Source organism: Amycolatopsis sp. NPDC051106, from assembly GCF_040682775.1.
In the GTDB taxonomy this organism is placed as follows: domain Bacteria; phylum Actinomycetota; class Actinomycetes; order Mycobacteriales; family Pseudonocardiaceae; genus Amycolatopsis.
In genome coordinates this window covers 1-26,104 of the sequence record NZ_JBFBBQ010000035.1, presented here as the reverse complement: position 1 = coordinate 26,104, position 26,104 = coordinate 1, and the positions used below count along the sequence as shown (strand labels likewise).

The 26,104-nt window shown below is 71.2% G+C and carries 23 protein-coding genes and 1 rRNA gene; 8 read left to right on the top strand and 16 right to left on the bottom strand.

The features are described 5' to 3' along the window. Nucleotides 1-21 precede the first annotated feature (21 nt). Nucleotides 22-3,045, bottom strand: a complete 3,024-nt coding sequence (locus tag AB0M83_RS25015; protein ID WP_364520751.1) for a UPF0182 family protein — start codon at nucleotides 3,043-3,045, stop codon at nucleotides 22-24. Between the two features lie 132 nt (nucleotides 3,046-3,177). Between AB0M83_RS25015 and AB0M83_RS25010 the strand changes: the two genes are divergently transcribed. After that, nucleotides 3,178-3,708, top strand: a complete 531-nt coding sequence (locus AB0M83_RS25010; protein WP_364520750.1) for a PPA1309 family protein — start codon at nucleotides 3,178-3,180, stop codon at nucleotides 3,706-3,708. Here AB0M83_RS25010 and AB0M83_RS25005 read toward each other — a convergent pair. Next, the gene (locus tag AB0M83_RS25005) at nucleotides 3,705-4,811 is read right to left on the bottom strand and encodes a S16 family serine protease (protein ID WP_364520749.1); all 1,107 of its coding nucleotides are present in this window, start codon (nucleotides 4,809-4,811) and stop codon (nucleotides 3,705-3,707) included. The genes AB0M83_RS25010 and AB0M83_RS25005 overlap by 4 nt on opposite strands. Nucleotides 4,812-4,902: 91 nt before the next feature. On the opposite strand from AB0M83_RS25005, the gene AB0M83_RS25000 reads away from it, so the two are divergent. After that, nucleotides 4,903-6,267 carry a zinc-dependent metalloprotease gene (locus tag AB0M83_RS25000; protein ID WP_364520748.1) on the top strand — a complete coding sequence of 455 codons (1,365 nt, stop codon included), beginning with the start codon at nucleotides 4,903-4,905 and terminating at the stop codon, nucleotides 6,265-6,267. Between the two features lie 385 nt (nucleotides 6,268-6,652). Here AB0M83_RS25000 and AB0M83_RS24995 read toward each other — a convergent pair whose 3' ends face one another. Continuing rightward, on the bottom strand, nucleotides 6,653-7,162 hold the full coding sequence (locus AB0M83_RS24995; RefSeq protein WP_364520747.1) for a M48 family metallopeptidase: 510 nt from the start codon (nucleotides 7,160-7,162) through the stop codon (nucleotides 6,653-6,655). Between the two features lie 230 nt (nucleotides 7,163-7,392). Between AB0M83_RS24995 and AB0M83_RS24990 the strand changes: the two genes are divergently transcribed. The 3 genes from AB0M83_RS24990 to AB0M83_RS24980 all read left to right on the top strand — a co-directional run bounded on the left by AB0M83_RS24990 (nucleotide 7,393) and on the right by AB0M83_RS24980 (nucleotide 10,887). After that, a complete protein-coding gene (locus tag AB0M83_RS24990) occupies nucleotides 7,393-8,439 on the top strand; it encodes a hypothetical protein (RefSeq protein WP_364520746.1) in 1,047 nt (348 codons plus the stop codon). 60 nt (nucleotides 8,440-8,499) lie between these two features. Continuing rightward, complete coding sequence (locus tag AB0M83_RS24985) at nucleotides 8,500-9,840, top strand: AarF/ABC1/UbiB kinase family protein (protein WP_364520745.1); 1,341 nt, start codon at nucleotides 8,500-8,502, stop codon at nucleotides 9,838-9,840. A gap of 162 nt (nucleotides 9,841-10,002) precedes the next feature. Next, entirely contained in the window at nucleotides 10,003-10,887 is an 885-nt protein-coding gene (locus AB0M83_RS24980; RefSeq protein ID WP_364520805.1) for a hypothetical protein, read from the top strand. 574 nt (nucleotides 10,888-11,461) lie between these two features. Here AB0M83_RS24980 and AB0M83_RS24975 read toward each other — a convergent pair. The 6 genes from AB0M83_RS24975 to AB0M83_RS24950 all read right to left on the bottom strand — a co-directional run bounded on the left by AB0M83_RS24975 (nucleotide 11,462) and on the right by AB0M83_RS24950 (nucleotide 16,138). Continuing rightward, nucleotides 11,462-11,647 (bottom strand): hypothetical protein, encoded by a 186-nt coding sequence (locus AB0M83_RS24975; protein WP_364520744.1) that lies wholly within the window; start codon nucleotides 11,645-11,647, stop codon nucleotides 11,462-11,464. Then, nucleotides 11,644-12,516: a methyltransferase domain-containing protein gene (locus AB0M83_RS24970; protein ID WP_364520743.1), complete on the bottom strand. Its 873-nt coding sequence runs from the start codon at nucleotides 12,514-12,516 to the stop codon at nucleotides 11,644-11,646. Before AB0M83_RS24970 ends, AB0M83_RS24975 begins: the two co-directional genes overlap by 4 nt. A gap of 251 nt (nucleotides 12,517-12,767) precedes the next feature. After that, nucleotides 12,768-13,022 carry a hypothetical protein gene (locus AB0M83_RS24965; protein ID WP_364520742.1) on the bottom strand — a complete coding sequence of 85 codons (255 nt, stop codon included), beginning with the start codon at nucleotides 13,020-13,022 and terminating at the stop codon, nucleotides 12,768-12,770. Beyond that, nucleotides 13,019-13,375, bottom strand: a complete 357-nt coding sequence (locus tag AB0M83_RS24960) for a WhiB family transcriptional regulator (RefSeq protein WP_086682990.1) — start codon at nucleotides 13,373-13,375, stop codon at nucleotides 13,019-13,021. The genes AB0M83_RS24965 and AB0M83_RS24960 overlap by 4 nt, the downstream gene beginning before the upstream one ends. 150 nt (nucleotides 13,376-13,525) lie before the next feature. Further along, on the bottom strand, nucleotides 13,526-13,783 hold the full coding sequence (locus tag AB0M83_RS24955) for a hypothetical protein (RefSeq protein WP_364520741.1): 258 nt from the start codon (nucleotides 13,781-13,783) through the stop codon (nucleotides 13,526-13,528). A gap of 273 nt (nucleotides 13,784-14,056) precedes the next feature. Beyond that, nucleotides 14,057-16,138, bottom strand: a complete 2,082-nt coding sequence (locus tag AB0M83_RS24950) for an ATP-dependent DNA helicase UvrD2 (RefSeq protein WP_364520740.1) — start codon at nucleotides 16,136-16,138, stop codon at nucleotides 14,057-14,059. A gap of 65 nt (nucleotides 16,139-16,203) precedes the next feature. On the opposite strand from AB0M83_RS24950, the gene AB0M83_RS24945 reads away from it, so the two are divergent. Then, nucleotides 16,204-16,932, top strand: coding sequence for a DUF4191 domain-containing protein (locus tag AB0M83_RS24945; RefSeq protein ID WP_364520739.1), 729 nt, complete (start codon nucleotides 16,204-16,206; stop codon nucleotides 16,930-16,932). Nucleotides 16,933-16,990: 58 nt separating this feature from the next. Here the strand turns inward: AB0M83_RS24945 and AB0M83_RS24940 are convergent, their stop codons facing one another. Next, nucleotides 16,991-17,380, bottom strand: a complete 390-nt coding sequence (locus tag AB0M83_RS24940; protein ID WP_364520804.1) for an RDD family protein — start codon at nucleotides 17,378-17,380, stop codon at nucleotides 16,991-16,993. Between the two features lie 270 nt (nucleotides 17,381-17,650). On the opposite strand from AB0M83_RS24940, the gene glnA reads away from it, so the two are divergent. Next, on the top strand, nucleotides 17,651-19,075 hold the full coding sequence (gene glnA / locus AB0M83_RS24935) for a type I glutamate--ammonia ligase (RefSeq protein ID WP_364520738.1): 1,425 nt from the start codon (nucleotides 17,651-17,653) through the stop codon (nucleotides 19,073-19,075). Nucleotides 19,076-19,367: 292 nt separating this feature from the next. Here glnA and AB0M83_RS24930 read toward each other — a convergent pair whose 3' ends face one another. From AB0M83_RS24930 to AB0M83_RS24910, 5 genes are all read right to left on the bottom strand, one after another. Beyond that, a complete protein-coding gene (locus AB0M83_RS24930) occupies nucleotides 19,368-19,793 on the bottom strand; it encodes an acyl-CoA thioesterase (protein WP_364520737.1) in 426 nt (141 codons plus the stop codon). A gap of 15 nt (nucleotides 19,794-19,808) precedes the next feature. Beyond that, the gene (locus AB0M83_RS24925; protein WP_364520736.1) at nucleotides 19,809-22,784 is read right to left on the bottom strand and encodes a bifunctional [glutamine synthetase] adenylyltransferase/[glutamine synthetase]-adenylyl-L-tyrosine phosphorylase; all 2,976 of its coding nucleotides are present in this window, start codon (nucleotides 22,782-22,784) and stop codon (nucleotides 19,809-19,811) included. A 30-nt stretch (nucleotides 22,785-22,814) separates the two neighbouring features. Continuing rightward, nucleotides 22,815-23,948: an inorganic phosphate transporter gene (locus tag AB0M83_RS24920; RefSeq protein ID WP_364520735.1), complete on the bottom strand. Its 1,134-nt coding sequence runs from the start codon at nucleotides 23,946-23,948 to the stop codon at nucleotides 22,815-22,817. Nucleotides 23,949-24,043: 95 nt separating this feature from the next. Continuing rightward, nucleotides 24,044-24,793 carry a type 1 glutamine amidotransferase gene (locus AB0M83_RS24915; RefSeq protein WP_364520734.1) on the bottom strand — a complete coding sequence of 250 codons (750 nt, stop codon included), beginning with the start codon at nucleotides 24,791-24,793 and terminating at the stop codon, nucleotides 24,044-24,046. 19 nt (nucleotides 24,794-24,812) lie between these two features. Beyond that, the gene (locus AB0M83_RS24910) at nucleotides 24,813-25,244 is read right to left on the bottom strand and encodes a rhodanese-like domain-containing protein (protein ID WP_364520733.1); all 432 of its coding nucleotides are present in this window, start codon (nucleotides 25,242-25,244) and stop codon (nucleotides 24,813-24,815) included. Nucleotides 25,245-25,355: 111 nt separating this feature from the next. On the opposite strand from AB0M83_RS24910, the gene AB0M83_RS24905 reads away from it, so the two are divergent. Beyond that, a complete protein-coding gene (locus AB0M83_RS24905; RefSeq protein WP_364520732.1) occupies nucleotides 25,356-25,796 on the top strand; it encodes an Lrp/AsnC family transcriptional regulator in 441 nt (146 codons plus the stop codon). Between the two features lie 217 nt (nucleotides 25,797-26,013). Here the strand turns inward: AB0M83_RS24905 and rrf are convergent. Beyond that, nucleotides 26,014-26,104, bottom strand: a 5S ribosomal RNA gene (gene rrf, locus AB0M83_RS24900); the annotation flags it as partial.

The window sequence follows — 26,104 nt, the reverse complement described above, 5'->3', positions numbered from 1 at the left end:
GTACCCCGTTGGTAACTGACGTCACCCTCCCGGCTGCGAACTCGGCGGCGGGGTGCTGGTCCCCGGCGCCGCGGTCTTGGCCGCTTCGTACTCCTTGGCCGCCGCATCCAGCGCCGCCAGAGCCGCGCCCTGGTCGGTGAAGTTGCCCGACTGCTGGGCGGCCCGCAGCTTGGCCAGAGCGGACTGGATGTCCGTCACGGCCTTGTCGAGTGCCGTGTTGCCGCCGCTGGTGTTGGGTGGCGTGGTCGTCGGTGTGGTGGGAGTGGTGGGTGTCGTCGGCGTCGTGGGCTGCCCCGCCTGGGGTGGCGTGGTCGTCGCCTCGCCCGTGCCGGCGCCGAAGATCTGGTCGAGGGCTTCCTGGAGCGTCGCGCCGTAGCCGACCTTCGGGCCGTACGAGACGAGCACGCGGGCCAGCTGTGGATAGCTGTTCTGGTTGCGCTGCCGGATGTACACGGGTTCCACGTAGAGGAAGCCCTGGGCGACCGGCAGCGTGATCAGGTTGCCGTAGATCGGGATGACGTTGGGGTTGTTGAAGAGCGTCCGGTCCTGCGCCACCCGTGGATCGCTCTGGAACCGGTTCTGGACCTGGACCGGACCGTCGACCTGCGTGGCGCCGGTGGCCGCGCTGGGTAGCTGGAGGACGCGGATCTTCCCGTAGTCGTTCGCGTCGGAGGAGACCGACATCCAGGACGCGAGGTACTGCCGCTGCAGACCGGTGAGCGAACTGGTCAGCTGGAACGTCGGTTTGCTCTGGCCCGGGGTGTCGGCGAGGACGTAGTAGCCGGGCTGGTTGGCGGCGCCGGCCGCGGCCGGGTTGGAGCCGCCTTCGGCCGTCGGGTCCTGCGGGACGCTCCAGAACGCCTGCTGCGAGTAGAACTCCTGCGGGTTGCTGACGTGGTAGCGCGACAGCAGCTCACGCTGGATCTTGAAGAGGTCCTCGGGGTAGCGGAAGTGGGCCCGCAGGTCCGGCGAGATCTCGGAGCTCGGCTTCACGAGCCCGGGGAACACCTTCTCCCACGCGTTGAGGACCGGTTCCTTGTCGTCGATCGAGTACAGGTTCACCGTGCCGTTGAAGGCGTCGACGGTGGCCTTGACCGAGTTGCGGATGTAGTTGATCGAGCTGTTCGCCTGGCGGGCGACGCCGTTGAGCGAGTCGTTGGTGGCCGCGCCGAGCTGCGTCTGCTGCGCGTACGGGAAGTTGTTGAGCGTCGTGTAGCCGTCGATGATCCACTGGATCTTGCCGTCCACGACCGCGGGGTACGGGTCGCCGTCGAGGGTCAGCCACGGCGCGACCTTGCTGACGCGCTCGCGCGGGTCGCGGTTGTACATGATCTTCGAGTTGTCCGCGATGGCGTCGGAGAACAGGATGTTCCGTTCGCCGTACTCGGCCGCGAAGGCGAGGCGGTTGAACCAGTTGTCGATCGAGACGCCGCCGGTGCCCTTGTAGGTGTAGCGGTCGGTGGCGGTGTCGTACTCGCCGGGCGCGTTGCCGGAGGTGCCGCCGACGATGGCGTAGTCGGAGTCCGCGGCGGACAGCTCGCCGTAGTAGATGCGGGGTTCCTTGACCTCGATGCCCGGCTGGCCGGGGCCGGGCGAACCGGCGCCGCCGGGGTTCTGCGTGTCGCTGGTGGTGGCGATCGGGTAGCCGCCGTCGGAGTTGGCGTCCTTGACCGCGCGGTCAATCGTGTTCGCGGGCGCGGCCACGAAGCCGTTGCCGTGGGTGTAGACGAGGTGCTTGTTGATCCAGCTGGTCTGGTTGCCGGTGAGGCCCTCGGTCTTGATCTCCTTGGCGGCGACGATGTAGTCCTGCGTCACGCCGTTGACTGTGTAGCGGTCGATGTCGAGCTTGGCCGGGAAGCCGTAGAAGTTCTCGCGGCCGACCCGCTGGGTGAAGGTGTCGGAAAGGATGTTCGGGTCCAGCAGCCGGATGTTCGACATCGTCCCGGCGTCGGCCTTGAGCTGGTCCGGCGTGGCCGACGCGCTGCCCGTGTAGGGCTGGTACTGGACGTCGGTGAGGCCGAAGGCGCGGCGCGTGGCGTCCATGTTGCGCTGGATCGACGCCGCTTCCTTCTCGTTCGCGTTGGGCTTCACCGAGAACTGGTCGAGGACCGCGGGCCACGCGACGCCGACGAGGATGCTCGACAGGATCAGCAGCACCAGGGCGATCGCCGGCAGCTGCAGGTTGCGCAGGAAAGCACCGGCGAAGAACGCGATCGCGCAGATCACCGAGATGCACAGCAGGATCAGCTTCGCCGGCAGCACCGCGTTCAGGTCGGTGTAGGTGGCGCCGATGAACAGCGGCGCGCCGCGGTCGGACAGCAGCAGGTTGTACCGGTCGAAGAAGTACTCGGCCGCCTTCAGCAGCACGAAGAGGCCGACGGTGATGGCGAGCTGCGCGCGGGTCGGGCCGGCGAGCTGGCCGCCCTTGCCGGCCAGCCGGATGCCGCCGAACACGTAGTGCGAGATGAGCGCGCCGAAGAAGGAGATGACGACGGCGATGAACAGCCAGCCGAGCAGCCAGTTGTAGAAGGGCAGATCGAAGGCGTAGAAGCCGACGTCGTTGCCGAACTCGGGATCGGTCTGGCCGAACGAGGTGCCGTTGAGGAACAGCTGCACGACCTGCCAGTCGCTCTGGGCGGACAGGCCGGCGATGAGGCCGGTGAGCACCGGGATCCCGATGCCGAAGAGGCGGATGCGCGCGACGATCGCGGACCGGTAGCGGGCCAGCGGGTCGTCGGCGCCGGAGATCGGCACGAACACCGGGCGGGTCCGGTAGGCGATCATCAGGCTGATCGCGAGCGCGCCGCCGACGAGCAGCCCGACCGCGAAGAACAAGATGACGCGGGTGACCACCTGGGTCGTGAACACCGAACGCGCGCCGACCTCTCCGAACCACAACCAGTCGACGTACGTGTCGAGCAAGCGGGCCCCGAGCAGCAGCGCCAGCACGATCACCGCGGCGATGATGAGGAGGATCCGGCTCCGCCGGGACAGCTTCGGCAGGCTCACCGGGGGCCGAGTCGCCACGGTGCACGCTCCTGTCATTCGTCAGCACTTGAACAGGGGCGCACGCGCCCCCTGATTCCCTAACTCTACGGATGCCCGGGGAAGTTCCCGGGACCCGCCCAAACCGGACTCGCGGCGTCGTCGCGAGGACCGGCCTGACACCATGTGCGCATGGAACCGCAGCAGGCCGGGGTGGCCGCTCTCGCTCGCGAGGTCGAGGAGTTCATGGCCGCGGGCGGCTGGGACCAGCCGCCGCAGCTGTTCGCGCTGGTGCCGACGGCGGCACTGCTGGACGAGCAGCCGGAGCTGGCCGGCCAGCTCGACCGGGCGAACCCGCTGACGCCGGTGGCACAGGAAGCACTGCCCGAGGGCGACCTCGCCGACGCGCTGGCCCGGATCGCGTGGCCCGATCTGGTGATCGGGTGCGCGCTCGCCCAGGAGATCATCGTGCTGCCGCCAGGCGCGGAGTCGGAGCTGCCGGACGTCGCGGAGGCCGACGCGGACAGCCTGCGCCGCGCGGCCGCCGACCACCCGCGGCGGACGGAGGCCCGCCTGGTGGCCGCGATCCTGCGCGACGGCGAGGGCGCGTGCGTCATGCGGCTGCGCGGGATCGGCGACGAGGAGGCGATCGACGAGATCGTCGAGAGTCCCGACCTCGCCCCGAACCTCCTCGAGGCCCTCAAAGCGACGCTCCTCCCCTAGCAGGACGCCGTCGGGCGGCCCGCCTTCAGGTTCGCCAGCTGCGCGAGCGCGTCGTCCAGTGTGGACACCTTGATGAGGTTGAGCCCGTCCGGCGCGTTGGTCTTGGCCTCGGCGCAGTTGTGCTCGGGCACCAGGAAGTCGGTGGCGCCGGCCTCGCGCGCGCCGACGACCTTGAACGAGATCCCGCCGATCGGGTCGACCTCGCCGGTCTCGGTGATCTCGCCGGTGCCGGCGATGTGCCGCCCACCCGCGATGTCGTCGCCCTTGAGCCGGTCGATGATGGCGAGGGTGAACATCAGCCCGGCCGACGGCCCGCCGACGTCCTGGAGGGAGATGTTGACGTTGAAGGGCACCTCGGCGCGGTCGGCCGCGGTGAGCCCGATGAAGCCCTCCTTGCGGTCGGGGCGGGAGGCGAGGGTGAGCGGCACGGTGCGCTCCGGCTGCCCGTCCGACTGGAAGGTGATCTGCACGGTCTGGCCGGGCAGGGTGCCGGCCAGCGCGGCCCGGACGTCCGCGGCCTCGACGATCTTCTTGCCGTTCACCGTGATCAGCTTGTCGCCGGGGGCGAGGACGTGGTCAGCCGGGCTGCCGGAGACGATCTGCTTCGCCAGCACCTTGATCGGGTAGCCGAGCTTGCGCAGGGCGGCGACCTGAGCGTTCGACTGCGAGTCCTGCAGCTGCTGGATGTTCTCCTGCTTGACCTGTTCGTTCGTCTCGCCCGGCTTGAAGTACTCCTCGCGCGGCGCGAGCGCGTAGCGGCCGCTGGCCCAGAAGCCGAGACCCTGGAAGAGCGTGACGCCGTCGTGCAGCGAGACGGTCGTCATCCGCAGCTCGCCGGTCGTCGGATGGGTCTCGTGCCCGGTGACCTGGATGACCGGATTGCCCGCGGCGTCGCGACCCAGCGTGTCGTAGGTCGGGCCCGGGCTGATCGCCACGAACGGCACCGGCACGACCAGACCCAGCACCACGAAGACGAGGAACAGCGAGCCGCTGACCACGAGCGTCCAGCCTCGGCGGGTCATCCGCCGGGGGTCACCGCCGGCCTCGGCACCGGGGTCCGGGCTGCTCTTCGCGGGCACGGTCTGCTCGGAGGACTTGGTCACGACCGACAGCGTACGGTGACCGTGTTCGCTTCTCGGTGAAGGCCACGCACATGGCGCGCTTGAGGCTTCCCGACCCGCGTACGGTGGACGCATGAGCAAACCCCCGTTCGGCTTCGGACCTTCCGATCCCGACAAACGAGGTGAGAACGACCCCTCGGAAGGCGGACAGCAGTCCGGCGCCGAGGCCTTCAACCAGCTCGGGCAGATGCTGAGCCAGCTGGGCCAGATGCTCAGCCAGGCCGGCACTTCCACCGGGCCGGTGAACTACGACCTCGCCAAGCAGATCGCCCTCCAGACCCTGGGCAGCGCCGGCAACACCGGCGAGAGCCGCCTCGGCTTCTCCGGCGGAGACGACTCGAACGCCGCCGTGCGCGACGCCGCCCATCTCGCCGAGCTGTGGCTGGACGCGGCCACCCAGTTCCCGGCCGGCGCGACGTCGGCGGTCGCCTGGTCGCCGCGGACCTGGGTCGAGAAGACGCTGCCGACGTGGCAGCGGCTGTGCGACCCGGTCGCCCGCCAGGTGTCGGGCGCGTGGATGGAAGCGCTGCCCGCCGAGGCCAAGGAAGCCGCCGGTCCGCTGCTGCAGATGATGGGGCAGATGGGCGGGATGGCCTTCGGGTCCCAGCTCGGCCAGGCGCTCGCGCAGCTGGCGTCGGAGATGCTGACGGCGTCGGAGATCGGCCTGCCGCTGGCCCCGGCCGGGACGTCCGCGCTGCTGCCGGCGAACATCGAGAAGTTCGCCGAGGGCCTGGAGCTGCCGAACAGCGAGATCCTGGTGTTCCTGGCCGCGCGCGAGGCCGCGCACCAGCGGCTGTTCACGCACGTGCCGTGGCTGCGCCAGCGCCTGCTGGCCACGGTCGAGGAGTTCGCGCACGGCATCTCCGTGGATACGTCGGCCCTCGAATCGCTGGCCGGCCGGATCGACCCGGCCAACCCGGCGAGCATCGAGGAAGCGATGTCGTCCGGGCTGCTGGAGCCCCAGACGACGGAGGAGCAGAAGGCCGCGCTGAGGCGCCTCGAGACGCTGCTCGCCCTGGTGGAGGGCTGGGTGGACGTGGTGGTGGCCGACGCGGTCGGCGACCGGCTGCCGGGAGCGGGCGCCCTGCGCGAGACCCTCCGCCGCCGCCGCGCGACGGGCGGCCCGGCGGAGCAGACGTTCGCCACCCTGGTCGGCCTGGAGCTGCGCCCCCGCCGCATGAGGGACGCGTCGAACCTGTGGAAGCTGGTGGGCGACCGGCACGGTCTGGAGAAGCGCGACGGCCTGTGGTCCCACCCGGACCTGATGCCGACGGCGGAGGACCTGGACGAGCCGATCGACTTCGCGGACCGGGTCGGCGAAGCGGGCTCGCTGGACGATCTGGACCCGATCGCGGAGCTGGAGCGCACGGAACGCTCGGAGCGCGAAGGCCGGGAGTCCGCAGGTGACGACACCGAGGACGGCGACACCAAGAGCTGAGCTGGTCCCCGGAACCGGGCGCCTCGCGATCCGCGAGGCGCCCGTTTTCGTCTACACCCGTGTCGACCCCCCAATCACACGAGTCGACCCTCCAATCACGCGAGCCGACCATCTAGGTACGCGAGCCGACCGTCCAGGTACGTGAGCCGACCCCTCAGGTACGCGAGTCGTCCGCCCAGGTCGCGGGCCGACCCTCTAGGAACGCAAACCGTCTACCCAGGCACGCGAACCGACTACCTGGGTACGCGAACCGACCGTCCAGGTACGCGGGCCGACCTCTCCGGATGCGTGGCCGGCCACCGAGCCGGGGGGAGTCCAGCGCCCGGCCACCACCGCACCGGCGCGACCGGGATGACCCACCACCGCAGGTCAACCCCGGCCGCGGTCACTCCTCGATGTCGATCCCCCACCCGGCGGCGGCCGCCAGCCCCTCGAGGTATCCCATCGCCCGCTCGGTCTTCGGGTACCGCCGCACCAAGGCCCAGAACGCCGCGTCGTGCCCGGGCTCGCGCAGGTGCGCCAGCTCGTGCACCAGCACGTAGTCCAGGACCCACGGCGGGACCTTCCGCAGCCGGTCGCTGACGCGGATGGTCGCGTCGACCGGGGTGCAGGACGCCCACCGCGTGCGCATCGGCGGCACCCAGCGGACGCTCGCCGGCATCGCGGTGCCGTCCAGGTACTTGCCCGACAGCAGCGCGCAGCGCGCCAGCAGGGCTTCGTCCGACGTCTTCGGGGGCGCCGGACGACGTGGCTCCGGGCGCAGGAGCTTGCGCTCCATCTCGGCGACCCAGTGTTTCTCCTCCGCCCTGGTCATCCGCGCGGGGATGAGCACGACCAGCGTGTCGTCCTTCCAGTACGCGGTGACCGTCCGGTGCCGGCGCTGGCTGCGCCGCACTTCGACCCTGTGTCCGGGTGTGTCCGACGGGGGGTTCGTTTCCCCCCGGCCTCTCAGTGAAGGCATCTGTGCTTCGACCACCCGACAACGGTAAGGCCAGGCACCGACAACTCCGAGCGCGTTGAGGTCACAGAGCCGAGTTGTCCACAGGCCCTTTCACTTGTGGACAACTCGGCCGATCCGGCGTCTTCAGGGGCTTGACCGTCGCCGCCGGGTGCCATCCTGCGGACATGATCCTCTCGACCGCGGACATGCCTCCGGTGCTCCTGCCGACCCATCCCGCCCTGCTCCCGGGCATCATGGTGCTCGAACGCGGCCCGCGCGAGATCCAGCTCGGGCTCGACCCGCGCCACGGCGTGATCGTCGAAGGCCTGCCGCCACGCCTCGTCGCGCGGCTGCGGAAACTCGACGGCAGCAAGCCCGTCGAGGGGCTCTTGCTCGCCGAGAGCGAACATCGCGATCAGCTGCGCACGCTGCTGCGGCAGCTGGCCGCGCTCGGCCTGGTCACCGACGCGGGGCGCCCGGAGGGCCCGGGTCTGCGCGGCGAAACCGGCCTCTGGTCGCTGCGGGCGCGCCACCACCAGGCCGCGCTGAGCGACCGGCGGCGCGCCACCGCGATCACCGTGCACGGCAACGGCCGGGTGGCGGTCGCGGTCGCCGTGCTGCTGGCCAACGCCGGGATCGGGCACGTCGAGCCGCAGCTGCCCGGCACGGTGACCGAGCACGACCTGGGCACCGGCTTCACCGAAGCCGACCTGGGACGATCCCGGCGGCAGGCCCTCGGCGACCTGCTCCGCCGCGTCGATCCCGGCGTCCGCGTCACCCGCCTGCACGACCGGTACCCCGAGCTGACGCTGCTGACCGACGCCATCGTCCCGGCGCCGGAGGTCGTCGCCGAGCTGATGGAGGACGGCGTCCCGCACATGGCCGTCCGCGTCCGCGACGGCACGGGCATCGTCGGGCCGCTGGTCGTCCCGGGCCGCAGTTCGTGCCTGCGCTGCGCCGACCTGCACCGGACCGACCTCGACCCGTGCTGGCCCCGCGTCGCCGGGCAGCTGACCGGCCGGCACCAGCGGCCCGACCTCGGGGCGGTCCACGCCTGCGCGTCGCTGGCCGTCGCGCAGGCCATGCGGCTGCTCTCCCCCGCCGAACCGGCGCCGCCGGCGTGGAACGCGACCCTCGAGATCGACGCCTTCGACGGCCGCATCCGCCACCGCGGCTGGCCCCCGCACCCGCGGTGCGGGTGCGGGGCCCCGGAGGTGCACCAGGAGACGTAGGCCACTAAGACGTCGCGAGCAGGCTGCGCGCCGCCGAAGTCACAAGGCAGAATCGCTGGGGTGACCGACTTCCGCGACCCAGGCGATCGTGACCCCGCGATGCCGCGCAAGGGTGCCGCCCGTACCGCCAAGCTCGCCAGTCTGCCGCTCGGGATCGCCGGGCGGGCGGTCGGCGGGTGGGGCAAGCGGCTGGCGGGACAAAGCGCGGAGCAAGTCAACGCGACGCTCTCGGCGAAGGCCGCCGAGCAGCTGTTCGAGGTGCTCGGCACGCTCAAGGGCGGGGCGATGAAGTTCGGCCAAGCGCTGAGCGTGTTCGAGGCGGCGGTGCCGGACGACATGGCGAAGCCCTACCGCGAGGCGCTGACGAAGCTGCAGGCCGCGGCGCCGCCGATGGCCGCCCGGCAGACCCACCGCGTGCTCGCCGAGCAGCTCGGCCGTACCTGGAGCAGCCGGTTCGCCTCGTTCGACGACGAGCCGGCGGCGGCCGCGAGCATCGGCCAGGTCCACCGCGCGGTCTGGCACGACGGCCGCGAGGTGGCGGTCAAGGTGCAGTACCCGGGCGCCGACGAAGCGTTGCGCAGCGACCTGCGGCAGCTGCAGCGGTTCAGCCGGCTGTTCCAGGCGTTCGTGCCCGGCACGGAGGTCAAGCCGCTGCTGGCCGAGCTCGCCGAGCGCATGAACGAGGAGCTCGACTACCAGGCCGAGGCCCAGCACCAGCGCGCTTTCGCGAAGGCGTTCGAGGGCGACCCCGGCATCCTGGTGCCGCGCGTGGTGGCCAGCGCGCCCAAGGTCGTCGTGACGGAGTGGGTGACCGGCACGCCACTGTCGAAGGTCATCGCGGACGGCGACCGCGAGACCCGGAACCTGGCGGGCCGGCTGCTGGCGGAGTTCCACTACTCGTCCCCCGAGCGCGTCCACCTGCTGCACTCGGACCCGCACCCGGGCAACTTCATGATCACCGGCGACGACCGGCTGTGCGTCATCGACTTCGGCGGCGTGGCGCGGCTGCCCGACGGCATCCCCCGCCACCTGGGCGAGATGACGCGGCTGGCCTTGGACGGCGAGTCCGCCGAGCTCATGCGCGTGCTGCGGGAGAACCGGTTCATCCGGCCGGACAGCGACCTGACCGCGGACGAGGTGCTCACGTACCTGGCGCCGTTCACCGAGCCGCTGGCCGAGCCGACCTTCCACTTCACGCGCAAGTGGATGCAGAAGCAGGCGGGGCGGGTCGGCGACAGCCGCGGCAACGACTTCCGGGTGGGGCGGTCGCTCAACCTGCCGCCCGAGTACCTGATGATCCACCGGGTGACGGCCGGGTCGACGGGCATCCTCTGCCAGCTCGACGCGGAGATCCCGGCGCGCGGCATCGTGGAGCGCTGGCAGCCCGGTTTCGCCGCCTGAGTTGTCCACAGGCCGGTCCGCGAACGGACGGTTTCCGGCTAGTTGTCCACAGCTGCGGGAAACGGGGTTCCACCCGGTTGGCGGAGCCGTCATGCTCGGTTCATGACCGCTACTCAATGCACCGACCCGCTTTCCCTCCGTAACCCCGGCTCGTGCGAGGTGATGAACCTCGAACAGCTACGCAGGGCCGGGGTATCCGACCGAAGAACCCGGCGGCTCTGCGGCCCCGGAGGGCCGTGGCGCCGCCTGCACCCCGGTGTCGTCCTGCTGCGCAACAACGCCCCGACGCGGCAGCAGCTGCTGCACGCCGCCTTGGCGCGCTACGGGCCGCGGGTGGTGATCACGGGCGCCGACGCGCTGCGGGCCCACGGCCTGAAGTGCCCGGCGGACGACGAGGTCCGGCTGCTGGTGCCGGACCACTGCCGGGTGGCGGCGTGCGACGGGGTGAGCGCGGCGCGCACGGCCCGGATGCCGGCGCCGGTGGTGGTCGACGGGCTGCCGTTCGCACCGCCGTCCCGGGCGGCGCTCGACCTTGCGCGGTCCGAGCCCGACCCGGCGCGGATCCGCCACCTGCTGACGCTCCCGCTCTACTGGGGCCTGTGCGACCGGCAGGAGCTGCTGACGGAGCTGGCCGAAGGACCGCAGCGCGGCACGGCGGCGGTCCGGAAGGTGCTCCGCGAGCTGGACGAGGGCCCGATCCAGGCCCACGGCCTGGCCGCACAGGTTCTGGACACGGCGCGCCTCCCACCGCCGATCTGGGACGTGACGATCTGCGACCGCCGAGGCCGCCGCATCGGCGAGGCGGACGCGTGGTGGGACGAGATCGGCCTGGCCTGGCAGTACCGCTGCGGCCCCGGCACGGGCGGCTTCTCCCACCTGGCCCTGGCGGCGACGGGGATCGTCCTGGTCCGCTGCACGGTCCGCCAGCTGCGCCAGGTCCCGCGCGAGGTGGCGCGGGAGCTGGCCCAGGCATTCGGCGAGGCATCCCGCACACCGCGCCCGAAGGTCCGAGCGGTCCCGACAACCCCGACCGGCGACGCGGCATGACCCGCACAGCCGCCATCGGCGGCACCGCTCACACAACTCACCCGGTGGACACGACCCACGGCATCCCGCCGCTCGGCCAAGTCGGCCGCACCGCTCCGCACAACTCCCCCATCGGAGACGAACCCGTGCATCCGTCGCTCCACCGATCTCGGCTGCACTGCTCAAACAACCCGACCGGTGGATACAAACCCACCCATCCGCGGCTCGGCCAAGTCGGCCGCAGCGCACCACACAACCCACCGGCCCGATCCGGCTCGGGATCGGCGGTTATGTGCTGATCATCGCCACGATCGTGCCGCTGGTCCGCTGGCGCCCGGCCGAGCCGCCGGCCCCGCGGCAGCGCCGGAGGGCACGAACCCACACATCGCCGCTCAGCCCACCCCGGCAGCATCCACTCGCTGCCCGACCGGAGGGCGCGGCCATCCCACGGCACCTCCAGCCATTCCACGGCACACGCACATCCGGGGCTCCCACGCCGGCTGCGCCATTACGCCGCCAGGCCGTGCGCCCGCCTCCGTGCGCGGCACCTCACGCCGTCCGGCGCAGGCGCACACCCGTCAGGAGCGCGGATCGATCACCAGTACTCGTCGGGCAGCTTGCCCTCGATGTCTCGCACGTGCTGGCGCGCGCAGGCCGGGCACAGCCACCGCAGCCCGCCGCGCTCGCGGCTGGATACCCAGGCGAGCGCCGTAGCCGGGTCCTCGTCGGCGCCGCGGGTGCGCCCGCACCTCGTGCACGCGACCGGCTCCGGCGCGCTCACCGCAACCGTCCACAGTGGATCGCCTTGGCGCCGAACAGGAACAGGTCGTCCCGGCGGGCGAGGAAGTGCGGGCCGCCGGGATCGGTCAGCGCGGCGACGGTGGCGCGATCGTCGGCATCGAGCCGGTCCCCGGCCGACTCGGCGAGCCAGCCGACCCGCTGCACGACGTACTCGCGCAGCAGGTCCGAACCCGGCATGGGGTGATCGATGAGCGCACCGAACGACTCGACGTCCTCGAGCCCGGCCTCGCGAAGGGCACGCGGCCAGCCGTAGGGCATGGCGACGCTGCCCGGAAGACCGGCCCGCATCCCGGCGAACCACTCGGCCCGCGCGGCGAGCAGCCGGTTCTCCAGCCCGGGCCGGCCCACCCCGACATCCCAAGGGAGGCACCGCATTTCGAGACCACCCTCGCCGATGGCGAGCACTCCGCCGGGCCGCAGCAGCCGGGCGAGCGCGCACAAGGCGGCCTGCTGATCACCGACGTGGTGCACGACGCCCGACGCCCACACGAGGTCGGCGGCGGGCACCCGCTCGGCCACCCGCGGGTCGGCGAGATCGCCGTGGACGCCGACGACCTCGACGTCCCCGCCGGCGGCCTCGGTCACGGCGCGCCGTGCTTCGGCCAGCAGTTCGGGTGTGGCGTCGAGGAGCACGACGGTGCCGCCGTCGCCGCGGGCGAGCTCACGCGCGAAGAGCACGCTCATGCCGCCGGCTCCGCACCCGACGTCGAGCACGGTCGGCCGCCCGGGCACTCGCCCGAGCAACCGCCGCGCGACGGGCGCGAGCGCACCGGCATCGAGCGCGTCGGCCATGCGCAGCTGAGCGAGCCGGTCCGCCCAGTCGATGTCGTCGTGGCTGTGTGCGGACATCACCCCATTCAACACCAGCGAACGCGACCGGACCGCACCCGAAGGAGGCCAAACCACCTATACCCGCAGGTCCGCACCGGCGACCGGGTAGCGACGCCGAACAACGAGCACACGGCTACGCGAGCGACCACGTCCGAACACGCTCGCCGCCGAACAACCTGACCCGGCACCCACACCCGCGACCGCCAGGCGCCACCAGGCCCCGGGCAGCACGAGAGCCCCCGCCGCCCGGAGGCGGCAGGGGCCTGCGCTCAGTTCTGGTCCAGCTCGTACCGCTCCGCTCGGCGAGCCGCCCATCGGGCCACTCGCGTCCAGCGGCGTACGGCACGCGCGCTACCTCGGGCCCGCTGGTCGCGGATCCCCTCTTCCAGATCCCGTATTCGGGCCCGGGACAGTTCTTCGTAAAGCAACATCTCGCTGATCTCCTCGATCTCGGTCTTCGTCAACTGCAGTTGCGGACGCATCCGCGCTTCGTAGTCCTTCGCGGTAACCGGTTCGACGCTCATGCGGCGGCGCTCCGGTGATCGCCGCCGGCCTTGGCCGCGGCGGGCTCGACGGTGGCGTTCTTGCGCGGGCGGCCACGGGGCCGCTTGCGCGCGATGACGACACCGCGCTCGAAGATCTCGCCGCCCCAGACACCCCACGGCTCGCGGCGAGCCAGTGCGCCCGCCAGGCAGGCCTCGCGCACCGGGCAGTCGGCGCACTGCGCCTTCGCGCGCTCGAGCTCGGCCGGGGACTCGGCGAACCACAGGTCCGCGTCGCCCGAACGGCAGGGCAGAGCCGCGTCCGGCACGGCGATGGGGTCGAGCAGGTCGGCGAATATTGCCTCACCCGAGGTGTAGGCGATGGCCGAAGACATGGCAGTTCCTCCTTGTGTCGTACGGGTTTTCGGTTGGGAGATGGAGCTGGGCAACGCTGTTCCTCTTGGGTTGTGCAGCCAAAAACACGAAGGCCGCGGATCCGGGTTATCCGGTTCCGCGGCCTTCGTGAGCCTCTAGTCCTGACTAGGTCAGGAACTTCGCTCCCGTATCGACGACGGAACACGGAACTGCTTGATGGTCGGCAGATCAGCCTGCGGGTACGCGGCGAGAACGCCCTGCGTCCCGAAGACGACGACACCGGTGGCCCAACGACGCTCGACGCGCCGCATGCCACTGACCCCGTGCGCGCTCACGGACACACCGGTGCCCGGGCGCTGAGCAACCGCGACTTCCGCGGCGCAGGACAGACGGGTGCCCGGATTCGTGAGCGTCATGGTGTTGATCATTTCACCGGCACCTCCTTCTGTACTCTGCACACACTGCCGCCGAGCGGCGCTGTCACGTGGATCCCCAGGCGAGCCCTTCGGGCTCGGTACTGGCAGGTTATTGCCCCCCACCACACCGGGGCAACTCAATTAACCGGAAAATCCTCGAAGATACGAAGATCGGCCCTGAGCAGCGGGTTCGCCGCGTCGATCATGGTCCGGACGCGGTCAACACCACATCGCGCGACACCGCCACCCGGGTGATGCGACCCGGCGGCACCGCACCGGACAGCGCTACTCCACCGAAGCCCGGACGACGCCGAGGATCTCCGTGCCGAACCGCTCCAGCTTCGTCGCGCCGATCCCCGAGATCGACACCAGCGCCGCCTCGTCCACCGGGCGCTGTTCGGCGATGGCCATCAGCGTCGCGTCAGTGAACACGACGAAGGCCGGCACCTTCAGCTCGCGGGCCCGGTCACCGCGCCAGGACTTCAGGCGTTCCAGCAGCCCCTCGTCCACCGTGGACGGGCACTTCCCGCAGCGGCCCAGCTTGACGTCGAGGGTCTCCAGCAGCGGCCCGCCGCAGACGCGGCAGCGCGTCTTGACCGGCGTCGCCGGCTTCTGCTGGGTGCGCGCCGCCCGGGCGGCCGGGTGGTCCTCGGGGATCAGGCCGTAGAGAAAACGGCTGCGCCGCCGGTTGCGCCGCGCTCCCGGCGTGCGGGCCAGCGCCCACGACAGCCAGAGGTGCTCGCGAGCCCGCGTCACGCCGACGTAGAAGAGCCGCCGCTCCTCTTCGATCGCCGCCTCGTCGTCGCCGGCGTGCAGGATCGGCATCGTGCCCTCGGCCAGGCCGACGAGGAACACCGCGTCCCACTCCAGGCCCTTGGCCGCGTGCAGCGACGCCAGCGTCACGCCCTCGACCGTCGGCGGGTGCTGGGCCGCGGCGCGCTGGTCGAGCTCGGCGTTGAAGCGCGGCAGGTCCGCGTCCTCGACCGTCGAAGCCAGCTCTTCGGCCAGCTCGACGATCGCCAGGAGCGCGTCCCACCGTTCCTTGGCCGCGCCACCCGCCGGCGGCGACTCGGTGAGCCCGACGCGGGCAAGCACCGACCGCACCGTCGTGACCAGGTCGGAGCTGCCGTCGCCGCTCGCGGCCCGCAGCGCCGACATCGCCTGCCGGACCTCGGTCCGGTTGAAGAACCGCTCGCCGCCGCGGACCAGGTACGGGATGCCGGCCTCGGTCAGCGCCGACTCGTACGCCTCCGACTGCGCGTTCACCCGGTACAGCACGGCGACCTCGCTCGCCGCGACGCCGCCGTCGAGCAGCTCGCGGACCCGCCGCGCGACGGCCTCGGCCTCGACCGCCTCGTCGTCGAACTCGGCGAAGCGCGGCTCCGGCCCCGGCGCGCGCTGGCCGATCAGCTTCAGCCGCGAACCCGCCGGCCGCCCGCGCGCGGCACCGATGACCCGGTTCGCCAGCGAGACGATCTCGGGGGTCGACCGGTAGTCGCGCTCGAGCCGGACGACGGTCGCGTCCGGATAGCGCCGGGTGAACTCGAGCAGCGACTTCGGCGACGCGCCGCCGAAGGAGTAGATGGTCTGGTTGGCGTCGCCGACGACGGTCAGGTCGTCGCGGCCGCCGAGCCACGCGTCGAGCAGGCGCTGCTGCAGCGGCGTGACGTCCTGGTACTCGTCGACGACGAAGCAGCGGTAGCGGTCGCGGAACTCCTCGGCGACGACGCCGTGCTCTTCGAGCACCGCCGTCGTGTGCAGCAAGAGGTCGTCGAAGTCGAGCACCTGCGCGGCGTTCTTCAGCTCTTCGTACGTGCGGTAAACCTGGGCGATCTGCGCGGCCGGCGCCGGGATGTCGCGCTGGATGCGCGCGGTGACGGCCGGGTAGTCGTCCGGGCTGATCAGCGACGCCTTCGCCCACTCGATCTCGCTCGCCAGGTCGCGCAGGACCTCGGTCTCGGTACCGAGCTTGGCCCGGGTCGCGGCCTGGCCGACGTAGCGGAACTTGTTCTCCAGCAGGTCCCACGGCCGGTCGCCGACCACGCGCGGCCAGAAGTAGCGCAGCTGGCGGCGGGCGGCGGCGTGGAACGTCAGGGCCTGCGCGGCCTCGACGCCGAGGCCGCGCAGCCGCGTCCGCATCTCCCCCGCGGCCCGCGTCGTGAACGTGACGGCGAGCACCTGACCGGCGGAAACGTGCCTGGACCGGACGAGGTGGGCGATCCGGTGGGTGATGGTGCGGGTCTTGCCCGTGCCGGCCCCGGCGAGCACGCAGACCGGCCCCCGCGGGGCACTGGCGGCGGCGCGCTGCTCCGGGTCGAGACCATCGAGCAAACGGTTCAGGCTCTTGGGTGAAAGTACGCCGGTCACGTCCGGCATCCTCGCAGAGGGGGACGGGGAATCGGGGCAGGGGCACGCGGCCGTATCCTGGTCATATGGCGGGTAAGCAGGACAAGGAAGCGGCCAAGCAGGCCAAGAAGGAGAAGCGCGCGGCGAGCAAGGCCCGCCGGGGCCAGCTCTTCGAGGCCTTCAAGATGCAGCGCAAGGAAGACCCGTGGCTCATCCCATGGATGGTCGGGTCGATCGTCGTCGTCGCCGGCGTCCTGTTCGGGGTCGGCTTCTTCTTCGACGCGCAGTGGGTGCTGCTGCCCCTGGGCCTGGTGCTCGGCGCCCTGGTCGCCATGATCATCTTCGGCCGGCGCGTCCAGAAGACCGTCTACTCGAAGGCCGACGGCCAGCCCGGCGCCGCGGCGTGGGCGCTGGAGAACCTCCGCGGCAAGTGGAAGGTGACGCCGACCGTCGCGGCGACCACGCAGCTCGACGCCGTGCACCGCGTGCTGGGCGGCCCGGGTGTGGTGCTCGTCGCCGAGGGCGCGCAGCACCGCGTCAAGACGCTGCTCGCCCAGGAGAAGAAGCGCGTCTCCCGCCTGGTCGGTGAGACGCCCATCTACGACGTGACGATCGGCCACGAAGAGGGCCAGATCCCGCTGAAGAAGCTCCAGGGTTTCCTGATGAAGCTGCCCCGCAACCTCAAGCCGGCCCAGGTCGACGCGCTGGAGGCGAAGCTGGCGGCGCTCGGCAACCGCGGCGCGGCGATGCCGAAGGGCCCGATGCCGGCCGGCGCGAAGATGCGCAACGTCCAGCGCACGATCCGCCGTCGCTGACCCGCCCCGACGACGAAGGCCCCGTCCGCGCCGGACGGGGCCTTTCTCGTGGGTGCGGTCAGCGCATCCGGATGACGACGGTGCCGGTCAGCCGGTCGAGCCAGCTGCGGCCGTCGGCGTTGCGGACCGCCGCCGGGATGATCAGGAACGTCAGCACCGCCCGGACCAGCGCGCGCGGCGGGCCGACCAGCGCGGCGCCGTCGAGCCGGGCGACGCGGATGCCGGTGACGGCCATCCCGGGGGTGAACCCGAAGAAGCCGGCGGACACGACGGAGATGACCGCCCACACGCCGCCGGACCAGAGGTTGAAGTTCTGCATCGCGACCGGGTCCTGCAGGCTGGGGTGCAGGAAGATGGCCGTGACCAGGGCCGCGATGACGAGGTCGACGACCAGCCCGAGCAGCCGCGCGCCCCCGCTCGCCGCCGAGCCCACGCCCGATTCAGGCAAACCGAACTTCTCGCCCGGCCAGCGCGACTCGCGCTGATCAGCGTCCTGCCGGCCCTCGCCGGTGCCGGGCAGCCATTCACCGGTCCATCTCGCCACCCATCCAGGGTATGCCGGTGGCGCGGACCACATCCGCCCTGGTCGGATAGCCGGTATCCACCCACCCGTTAACACCCGCGAAACATACGGGTGACGGTCGGGCAACACCGCCCTCTTAGCGTGAGCCGAAGAGAGCACTGCCGTACGAGCTCGAACGAGAAGGAGTCACCGAGGGTGCCCACTACTCCAGACGACATCCAGCGCCTCATCGCCGATGAGGACGTCGAAGTCATCGACGTCCAGTTCTGCGACCTGCCCGGCGTGATGCAGCACTTCACGGTCCCCGCGAAGGCCTTCACGGACGAGGCCTACGAAGAGGGTCTCGCGTTCGACGGCTCCTCGGTGCGCGGCTTCCAGTCCATCCACGAATCCGACATGCTGCTGCTGCCGGACCCGGCGACGGCCCGGATCGACCCGTTCCGCAAGGCGAAGACGCTCGCGCTCAACTTCTTCGTGCACGACCCGTTCACCCGTGAGGCGTACAGCCGCGACCCGCGCAACATCGCGCGCAAGGCCGAGCAGTACATCTCCGAGTACGGCGTCGCCGACAACGTGTACTTCGGCCCCGAAGCCGAGTTCTACATCTTCGACTCGGTCCGCTTCGACTCCGCCGAGCACGCCTCGTTCCACGAGATCGACTCGATCGAGGGCTGGTGGAACACCGGCGCCGACGAGGTCGGCGGCAACCAGGGCTACAAGACGAAGTTCAAGGGCGGCTACTTCCCCGTCCCGCCGGTCGACCACTTCGCCGACCTGCGCGACGACATCGTCCGCAACCTGACGAACACCGGTTTCGAGATCGAGCGCGCGCACCACGAGGTGGGCACCGCCGGCCAGACCGAGATCAACTACAAGTTCAACACGCTGCTGCACGCGGCCGACGACCTGCAGCTGTTCAAGTACATCGTGAAGAACACGGTGTTCGCGGCGGGCAAGACGGCGACGTTCATGCCGAAGCCGCTCGCCGGCGACAACGGCTCGGGCATGCACTGCCACCAGTCGCTGTGGAAGGACGGCCAGCCGCTGTTCCACGACGAGTCGGGCTACGCCGGCCTGTCGGACACCGCGCGCCACTACATCGGCGGCCTGCTCAAGCACGCGCCGAGCCTGCTGGCCTTCACGAACCCGACGGTGAACTCCTACCACCGCCTGGTGCCGGGCTTCGAGGCGCCGGTTTCGCTGGTCTACTCGCAGCGCAACCGCTCGGCCTGCGTCCGCATCCCGATCACGGGCAACAACCCGAAGGCCAAGCGCGCCGAGTTCCGCTGCCCGGACTCCTCGGGCAACCCGTACCTGGCGTTCTCGGCGATGATGATGGCCGGGCTCGACGGCATCAAGAACAAGATCGAGCCGGCGGACCCGATCGACAAGGACCTCTACGAGCTCCCGCCCGAGGAGGCCAAGAACGTCAAGCTGGTCCCGGGCGACCTCGGCACGGTGCTGGACACCCTCGAGGCCGACCACGACTACCTCCTCGAGGGCGGCGTCTTCACGCCGGACGTGATCGAGACGTGGATCTCCTACAAGCGGGAGAACGAGATCGACCCGCTGCGGCTGCGCCCGCACCCGTACGAGTTCGCCCTGTACTACGACGTGTGATCGGCGCGGGGCTTTGACCAGGCGTTACGCGGGTCGGAGCCCCAGCCAGGCCGTCACCGGGCCGTGAAGGTCAACGGGTGACGGCCCACCGGACACGGGACGGCGGTCGAGGGGAATACCCCGACCGCCGTCCCGTTCTTTTATCCGCTTGTCGCCTCAAACCGGCACGTGCTGACCGGCCTCGGCCTGCTGGTCATTGGTGCGGGGACAGTCGCCCTGGCCGTCCCGGGGTTCATCGTTCGACGCCGGCCCGGGGCGGCGAGGAGCGAACAGCCCTCGCCGCCGGCGTTTCTCATTCCGAGGTCGACAGCAGCTTCAGGTCCGCGCCCGCGGCTTCGAACTTTCCGCGCGGGTCCGCCACCAGCTTCCGGATCTCCAGGTCCATCAGCCCCATCGTGCAGGTGATCTCCGCGGCCAGGGTCCCGTCGGCCTTGTAGATGTTCGAGTCCATCGAGAACGTCTTGCCACTCCCGAACTTCACGTCGCACGTCACGTCGACCTCGTCGCCCGCGCGCAGCTCGCGGCGGAACACCACGTGCGTCTCCAGCAGCACCGATGCCACGCCGGGAAGTCCCTTCAGCGCGCCCGCCGCTTCGAGCAGCTCGAGGCGGGAGACCTCGCCGTACGAGTGGTAGACGGCGTGGTTGAGGTGGCCCAGGGTGTCCAGCTCGTAGTGCCGGACCTTGATCCGGGTCCGGAACGGCTCGCGTTCAGTCACGAACCCCACTGTAGGTCAGGCCTCGTAGAACAGGTGCTCCACCACGGTGTGCGCCCGCCGGGTGAGGCGGCGGTACGTGTCGAGGAACTCGCCGGGGTCGTCCGCGGCCGACTGGCCGAGGACCCGCGCCACCGCGGCCAGGTCGCGACCCCCGCCCGGCACCTCGTCGACGGCCTTGCCGCGCACCAGCATCCCCGCGTTGCGCACCCGGGTCGCCAGCAGCCACGCCTCACGCAGTGAGTCCGCTTCGGACTGCTCGGCCAGCCCCGCCTCCGGCAGGCAGGCCAGCGCGTCCAGCGTCGACGTCGTCCGCAGCCCCGGAACCGTACAAGCGTGCTGGAGCTGCAGGAGCTGGACCGTCCATTCGACGTCGGCGAGGCCGCCGCGGCCGAGCTTCGTGTGGCGGGTCGGGTCGGCTCCGCGGGGCATCCGCTCGGTCTCGACGCGGGCCTTGATGCGGCGGATCTCGCGCGCTTTCGTCGCGTCCAGGCCGCCCTCGGGGTAGCGGATCGGGTCGATCATCGCGATGAAGCGCTCGCCGAGGTCGTCGTCGCCCGCGACGAACCGGGCGCGCAGCAGCGCCTGCGCCTCCCACACCTCGCCCCAGCGCGCGTAGTACGCGCGGTACGACTCCAGCGTCCGCACCAGCGGCCCGCTCCGGCCCTCCGGCCGCAGGTCGGCGTCGACCTCCAGCGCCGGGTCCGAGCTCGGCGCGCCCAGCATCTTCCGGACGGTCTCCGCGACCGACGAAGCGAACTTCACCGCGTCGGCGTCCGAGACCCCTTCGGACGGCTCGCACACGAAGAGGACATCGGCGTCGGAGCCGTAGCCGAGTTCGGCGCCGCCGAGCCGGCCCATCCCGATCACGGCGATGCGCGCCGGCGTGCGGCCCAGCTCCGCCTGGCGCTGCCGGAACGCCGCGGCCAGCGCGCCCTGCAACACGGCCACCCACACGCTGGACAGCGCTTCGCACACCGCGGGCACGTCGAGCAGGCCGAGCAGGTCGGCGCACGCGATCCGCAGCAGCTCGTGCCGCCGCAACGAACGCGCGGCCGCGACGGCGGCGTTCAACCCGGGCTGACGCCGGACGGCGGCCCGCAGCGACGTCGCCACCTCGGCGGGCGTCCGGCCCAGCAGCCGGGCCGGGTCGCCGAGCAGCCGCAGCACCTCCGGCGCGCGCACGAGCAGATCCGGCACCAGCCGGGACGTGCCGAGCAGGGCCGCCAGGTTCTCCACGACCGTGCCCTCGTCGCGCAGCACCCGCAGGTACCACGGGGTGTCTTCGAGCGCCTCGGACACCTTCCGGTACGACAGCAGGCCGCCGTCGGGGTCGGGCGTGTCGGCCAGGAGGTCGAGCAGCACCGGCAGCAGCGCCTGCTGGATCGCGGCGCGCCGCGAGACGCCGGAGGTGAGGGCCTTGATGTGCTGGAGCGCGCCGTCGGGGGCGGTGTAGCCGAGCGCGGCCAGCCGGCTCGCGGCCTGCTTGGTGGTCAGGCGCAGCGCCTCGGTCGGCACGTTCGCGACGGACTGCAGCAGCGGCCGGTAGAAGATCTTCTCGTGCAGGCGCCGGATGCCCTTGCCGTGCTTGCGGAACTCGGCCAGCAGCGCCTCGCCCTGGCTCTTCCCGCCGCTCGCCTTGATCCCGCTGGCCCGCGCCAGGATCCGCAGCTCGTCGGTGTCCGACGTCGCGGGGAACAGGTGCGTCCGGCGCAGCCGCCGCAGCTGCAGCCGGTGCTCGATCATCCGCAGGAACTCGTACGACGCGCCGAGCTCGGCGGCGTCCTGCCGGCCGACGTAGCCGCCTTCGCCGAGGGCGGCGAGCGCGTCCATCGTGGACGGCGAGCGGAGGTCGGCGTCCACGCGGCCGTGCACGAGCTGCAACAGCTGCACGGCGAACTCGACGTCCCGCAGCCCGCCGCGGCCCAGCTTGAGCTCGCGTTCGGCGTGTTCGGACGGCACGTGCCCCTCGACGCGACGGCGCATCTGCTGCACCTCGCCGACGAAGTTGTCCCGGTCGGCCGCCGACCACACCAGCGGCGCGACCATCTCGGCGTACTGCCGGCCGAGCTCGGCGTCACCCGCCACCGGGCGCGCCTTGAGCAGGGCCTGGAACTCCCAGGTCTTGGCCCACTTCTGGTAGTAGCCCTGGTGACTCTCCAGGGTGCGGACGAGCGCGCCGGCCTTGCCTTCGGGGCGCAGCGCGGCGTCGACCTCGAAGCACGCCTTCCCGACGACCCGCATCGTCGTGCTGGCCAGCCGCGTCGCGACGCCGAGGTCGTCGGCGCCGACGAAGATGACGTCGACGTCGCTGACGTAGTTGAGCTCCCGGCCGCCGCACTTGCCCATGGCGATGATCGCCAGGGTGCCCTCGGCCGGCGCGCCGGCCTCGGCTTCGGCGACGGCGAGCCCGGCGGCGAGCGCGGCCTCGGCCAGCTCGGTCAGCTGCGCCGCGACCTCGGCGTAGCCCGGGTGCTCGAGCCCGGCTTCGACGAGGTGGCCCAGGTCGGCGGCGGCGATGCCGAGCAGCTGGCCGCGGTAGGCGATCTTGAGGGCCTGCTCGGCTTCGAGGCCGGTGACGACCGAACCGTCCTCACGCACGAGCGACGCGCGCAGGTTTTCGCGGTAGCAGGCGGAGTCCGTGCACTTGTCGCTCGTGAGCGACTGCCACTGCTCCGGGTTCGCGGCGAGGAAGTCGGCGAGCGCGCTCGACGTCCCGAGCACGCTGAGGAAGCGGCCGCGGAAGGTCCGGTGGGCGCGCAGCTGCTCTTCGAGCCGGGTCCACTCACCCTCGTCGGCCTCGCGGATGCGGTCGATCCCGCGCAGCGCGAGGTCCGGATCCGCGGTGCGGGACAACGCCGCGAGGACGTCGGCGGCGGCCTCGACCGGACCGCCGTCGTCCCACCAGCCGGCCGCGCGCAACTGACCCTCGGCACGGGCATCGGTGAAGCCGTACCTCGCCGCCGAAGCGGTCGAACGCGCGCGGTCTGCCATCACGAACCACCGTATCCCGGGCGACCGGGTTCAGGCGGCCAGCCGGCCCGGTTCGGTCCCGGCGGGCGTCGGCTCGGGGACCTGGAAGCTGTGTGCGGTGACGGGGTGCCGACGGGAGAGCAGCCAGATCCCGGCCCCCACCCCGATTCCGACGACGCCGACGGCGATGGTGCCCGCGGCGCCGAGCGAGGCGATCTTGCCGGAGATCGCACCGACGATCGCCGCGGCGGGCAGCGTGAAGAGCCACGCGAGGACCATCCGGCCCGCCATCCGCCAGCGCACCGGCGCCTCCCGGCGGCCGACACCGGAGCCGACGATCCCGCCGGAGCACACGTGCGTCGTCGACAGCGGGAAGCCCAGCCGGGACGAGACGAGGATGACCAGCGCCGAGCTCGTCTGGGCGGCGAAGCCCTGCGGGCCCTCGATGTCCGTGAGGCCCTTGCCGAGGGTGTGCGTGATGCGCCAGCCGCCGAGGTAGGTGCCGAGCGCGAGGGCGCAGGCGGCGCTGATGATCACCCAGAAGGGTGGCGACGCGCCCGCGGGCAGGCTGCCGGCGGTGACGAGCGTGAGCGTGATGACGCCCATGGTCTTCTGCGCGTCGTTGGTGCCGTGGGCGAGGGAGACGAGCGACGCCGAGACGACCTGGCCGACCTTGAACCCGCGCGTGGCCGGGCGGCCGCGGACGAGGAAGCGGTAGACGAAGTACGTCGCGAGCATCGCGACGACGCCGGCGATCACCGGGCTCGCCGCGGCCGGCACGAGCACCTTTTCGACGATCTTTCCGAAGTGGACCGAGTCGGCGCCGGCCGAAACCCAGGTGGCGCCGATCAAGCCGCCGAACAGGGCGTGCGACGAACTCGACGGCAGGCCGACGAACCACGTCACGAGATTCCAGACGATCGCGCCGATCAGCCCGCCGAAGACGACCGACGGGCCGATCTTCGTGTCGTCCACCAGACCGCTGGAGATCGTCTTCGCGACCTCCACCGACAGGAACGCGCCGACCAGGTTCAGCACCGCCGAGATCGCGACGGCCACGCGGGGCTTGAGGGCCCCGGTCGCGATCGACGTCGCCATCGAGTTCGCGGTGTCGTGGAACCCGTTCGTGAAATCGAAAACCAAGGCCGTGACTACCACGATCACGACCAGCAACGAGGGCTCCACCCCGACCTCCGAACCCTTGTGGGGACTCCTTCCGCAAGGTACCTGACGGGTGACGCCTGGCGTTAACAGGCTGTTGCTGATTGTGATCCCAGGCGTTAAGCCAGTGGTAAGGAGCGTTGACTGTCGGCGGCGGGCTGGAGCTCTCCGGCGGCCAACCGGACGAACCGTTGCGCGAACGGGCGCCAGGTTTCTTCGATGTCGGCGTGCACGGTGATCAGCGCGTCGTGGTCGAGTGAGCCCGGACGGGCGAATTCCGCCATCTCGGGCTCGTCGGCGGCCCAGCTCTCGACGACGGCGGGCGTCGTCTCGATGTGGAACTGGACACCGTAGACACAACGGTTGAACCGGAAAGCCTGGTTTTGGTACAGCGGCGCGGAAGCGAGCAGGTCGGCGCCGGGCGGGAGCCGGGTGATCGCGTCGGTGTGGAACTGCAGGACGTCCTGCATGAGCGGCAGCTCGGCGAAGAGCGGGTCGGTCCACGCCGCGTCCTTTTTGGCGACGAGGTGCGGACCGACCTCGGGCCCGTCCGGCCCGGGCTCGACGCGGCCGCCGGTCGCGACGGCCAGCAGCTGGGCGCCGAGGCAGATGCCCAGGGTCGGGATCCTCTTCGTCGCGGCCTTCGCCAGCAGGCGCCGGACGTCGGCGAGCCACGGGTGTTCCGCGTCGTCCTCCGCGGCCATTCCGCCACCGAGGCAGACGACGCCCTGGTAGCCGTCGGGGTCGGCGGGCAGGTCGTCCTTCGGCAGCAGTCGGAGGTCGAGCTCCGCGCCGGCGTCGGTGAGCCAGTCGCCGAGGGGGCCGAGCGGGTCCGACGCGTCCGGCTGGATGATGAGCAGTCGTGTCACGCTTTTCAGGGTAGGTGGCTCAGCAGGCGCAGCGGATCCCGGCTGTTTGTCCGGCTCCTTCGACGGGGTAGCCGGCGGCGATCCAGGCGGTGATGCCACCGGAGAGCCGTTTCACCGTGAACCCGAGCTCGGCGAGCTTGAGAGCGCCCTTGGTGGCGGCGTTGCAGTGGATGCTCTCGCAGTAGCAGACGTAGACGAGCTGCTTGTCGAGGTGAGCTGTCGTCTCGGCCGTCATGTCCCGGTAGGGCAGGTTGATGGCGCCGGGGATGCGGGCTTGGGCGTAGGCCTCTTCGGACCGCGTCTCGACGACCACGTAGCCGTCGGTGTGGCCGGCTTCGAGGTCACGGACGAGATCGTCGGGATCGACCTCGAAGGCGAGTTCGGCGCCGAAGTAGGTCATGGCGGCTTCGGGAGCCGGCGCGGGGACGGTGAGCGTGCGTGCGGTGGTCATGCCCTGAATCCTGCTGGTCACGGGCGTCCGGACACAGGGCAGAATCGGCGTGGAAGCCCGGGCCGGCCGGGGATTTCCCCGTTCCGGCCCCGCACACCCGGGAGAATCACGGTGGACCTCGACGACGTCGACTGGCACTTGCTCGAGCTCCTCCAGGCGGACGGCCGGCTCAGCTTTTCGGAACTGGGCCGCCGGGTGTCGCTGTCGGGCTCGGCGGTGACGGAGCGCGTGCGCCGTCTCGAGGAGCGCGGAGTGATCACGGGCTACGCGGCCCGCGTCGACACGACGAAGCTGGGGTTGCCGATCGAAGCGATGGTGCGGGCCCGGGTGCGGAGCCTGGACACGCCGCGGTTCCGGACGGTCGTGTTGCCGCTGCCGCAGGTCGTCTCGGCGGACCACGTCACCGGAGACGAGTGCTGGATCCTGCGGGTGCTGTGCCGGAGCACCGCGGAGCTGGAGGAGCTGGTCGAGAAGGTGCAGCGGTACGGGGAGACGACGACGTCGCTGGTGTTGTCGAGCCCGCTGCGGAGCCGGCCGGTGCCTCGGCCGTAGCCGGCTGCGGCTTCGCGGCTGTGATCGGGGAGGCAGCTCGCGTGTCTGGGAAGGCATCTCTCGTGATTGAACGGACAACACACGTACCCGGACCGTCGGCCCGCGTACCCAGAAAGTCGGCTCGCGTACCTGGACGGTCGGGCTGAGTGGATGCAGGCATGAGAAAAGGCCCCGGGAGAACCATAGGTTCTCAACCGGGGCCCTTGCCCTTAAGTAAGTTCGGCGGTGTCCTACTCTCCCACAACCCTTCGGTTGCAGTACCATCGGCGCTATCAGGCTTAGCTTCCGGGTTCGGAATGGGACCGGGC

What these genes read in the sequence shown, in the direction of transcription:
- AB0M83_RS25015 (WP_364520751.1), bottom strand. Translation starts at nt 3,045, where the DNA reads ATGACAGGAGCGTGCACCGTGGCGACTCGGCCCCCGGTGAGCCTGCCG.
- AB0M83_RS25010 (WP_364520750.1), top strand. Translation starts at nt 3,178, where the DNA reads ATGGAACCGCAGCAGGCCGGGGTGGCCGCTCTCGCTCGCGAGGTCGAG.
- AB0M83_RS25000 (WP_364520748.1), top strand. Translation starts at nt 4,903, where the DNA reads ATGAGCAAACCCCCGTTCGGCTTCGGACCTTCCGATCCCGACAAACGA.
- AB0M83_RS24990 (WP_364520746.1), top strand. Translation starts at nt 7,393, where the DNA reads ATGATCCTCTCGACCGCGGACATGCCTCCGGTGCTCCTGCCGACCCAT.
- AB0M83_RS24980 (WP_364520805.1), top strand. Translation starts at nt 10,003, where the DNA reads ATGAACCTCGAACAGCTACGCAGGGCCGGGGTATCCGACCGAAGAACC.
- AB0M83_RS24970 (WP_364520743.1), bottom strand. Translation starts at nt 12,516, where the DNA reads ATGTCCGCACACAGCCACGACGACATCGACTGGGCGGACCGGCTCGCT.
- AB0M83_RS24965 (WP_364520742.1), bottom strand. Translation starts at nt 13,022, where the DNA reads ATGAGCGTCGAACCGGTTACCGCGAAGGACTACGAAGCGCGGATGCGT.
- AB0M83_RS24960 (WP_086682990.1), bottom strand. Translation starts at nt 13,375, where the DNA reads ATGTCTTCGGCCATCGCCTACACCTCGGGTGAGGCAATATTCGCCGAC.
- AB0M83_RS24955 (WP_364520741.1), bottom strand. Translation starts at nt 13,783, where the DNA reads ATGATCAACACCATGACGCTCACGAATCCGGGCACCCGTCTGTCCTGC.
- AB0M83_RS24945 (WP_364520739.1), top strand. Translation starts at nt 16,204, where the DNA reads ATGGCGGGTAAGCAGGACAAGGAAGCGGCCAAGCAGGCCAAGAAGGAG.
- AB0M83_RS24925 (WP_364520736.1), bottom strand. Translation starts at nt 22,784, where the DNA reads ATGGCAGACCGCGCGCGTTCGACCGCTTCGGCGGCGAGGTACGGCTTC.
- AB0M83_RS24910 (WP_364520733.1), bottom strand. Translation starts at nt 25,244, where the DNA reads ATGACCACCGCACGCACGCTCACCGTCCCCGCGCCGGCTCCCGAAGCC.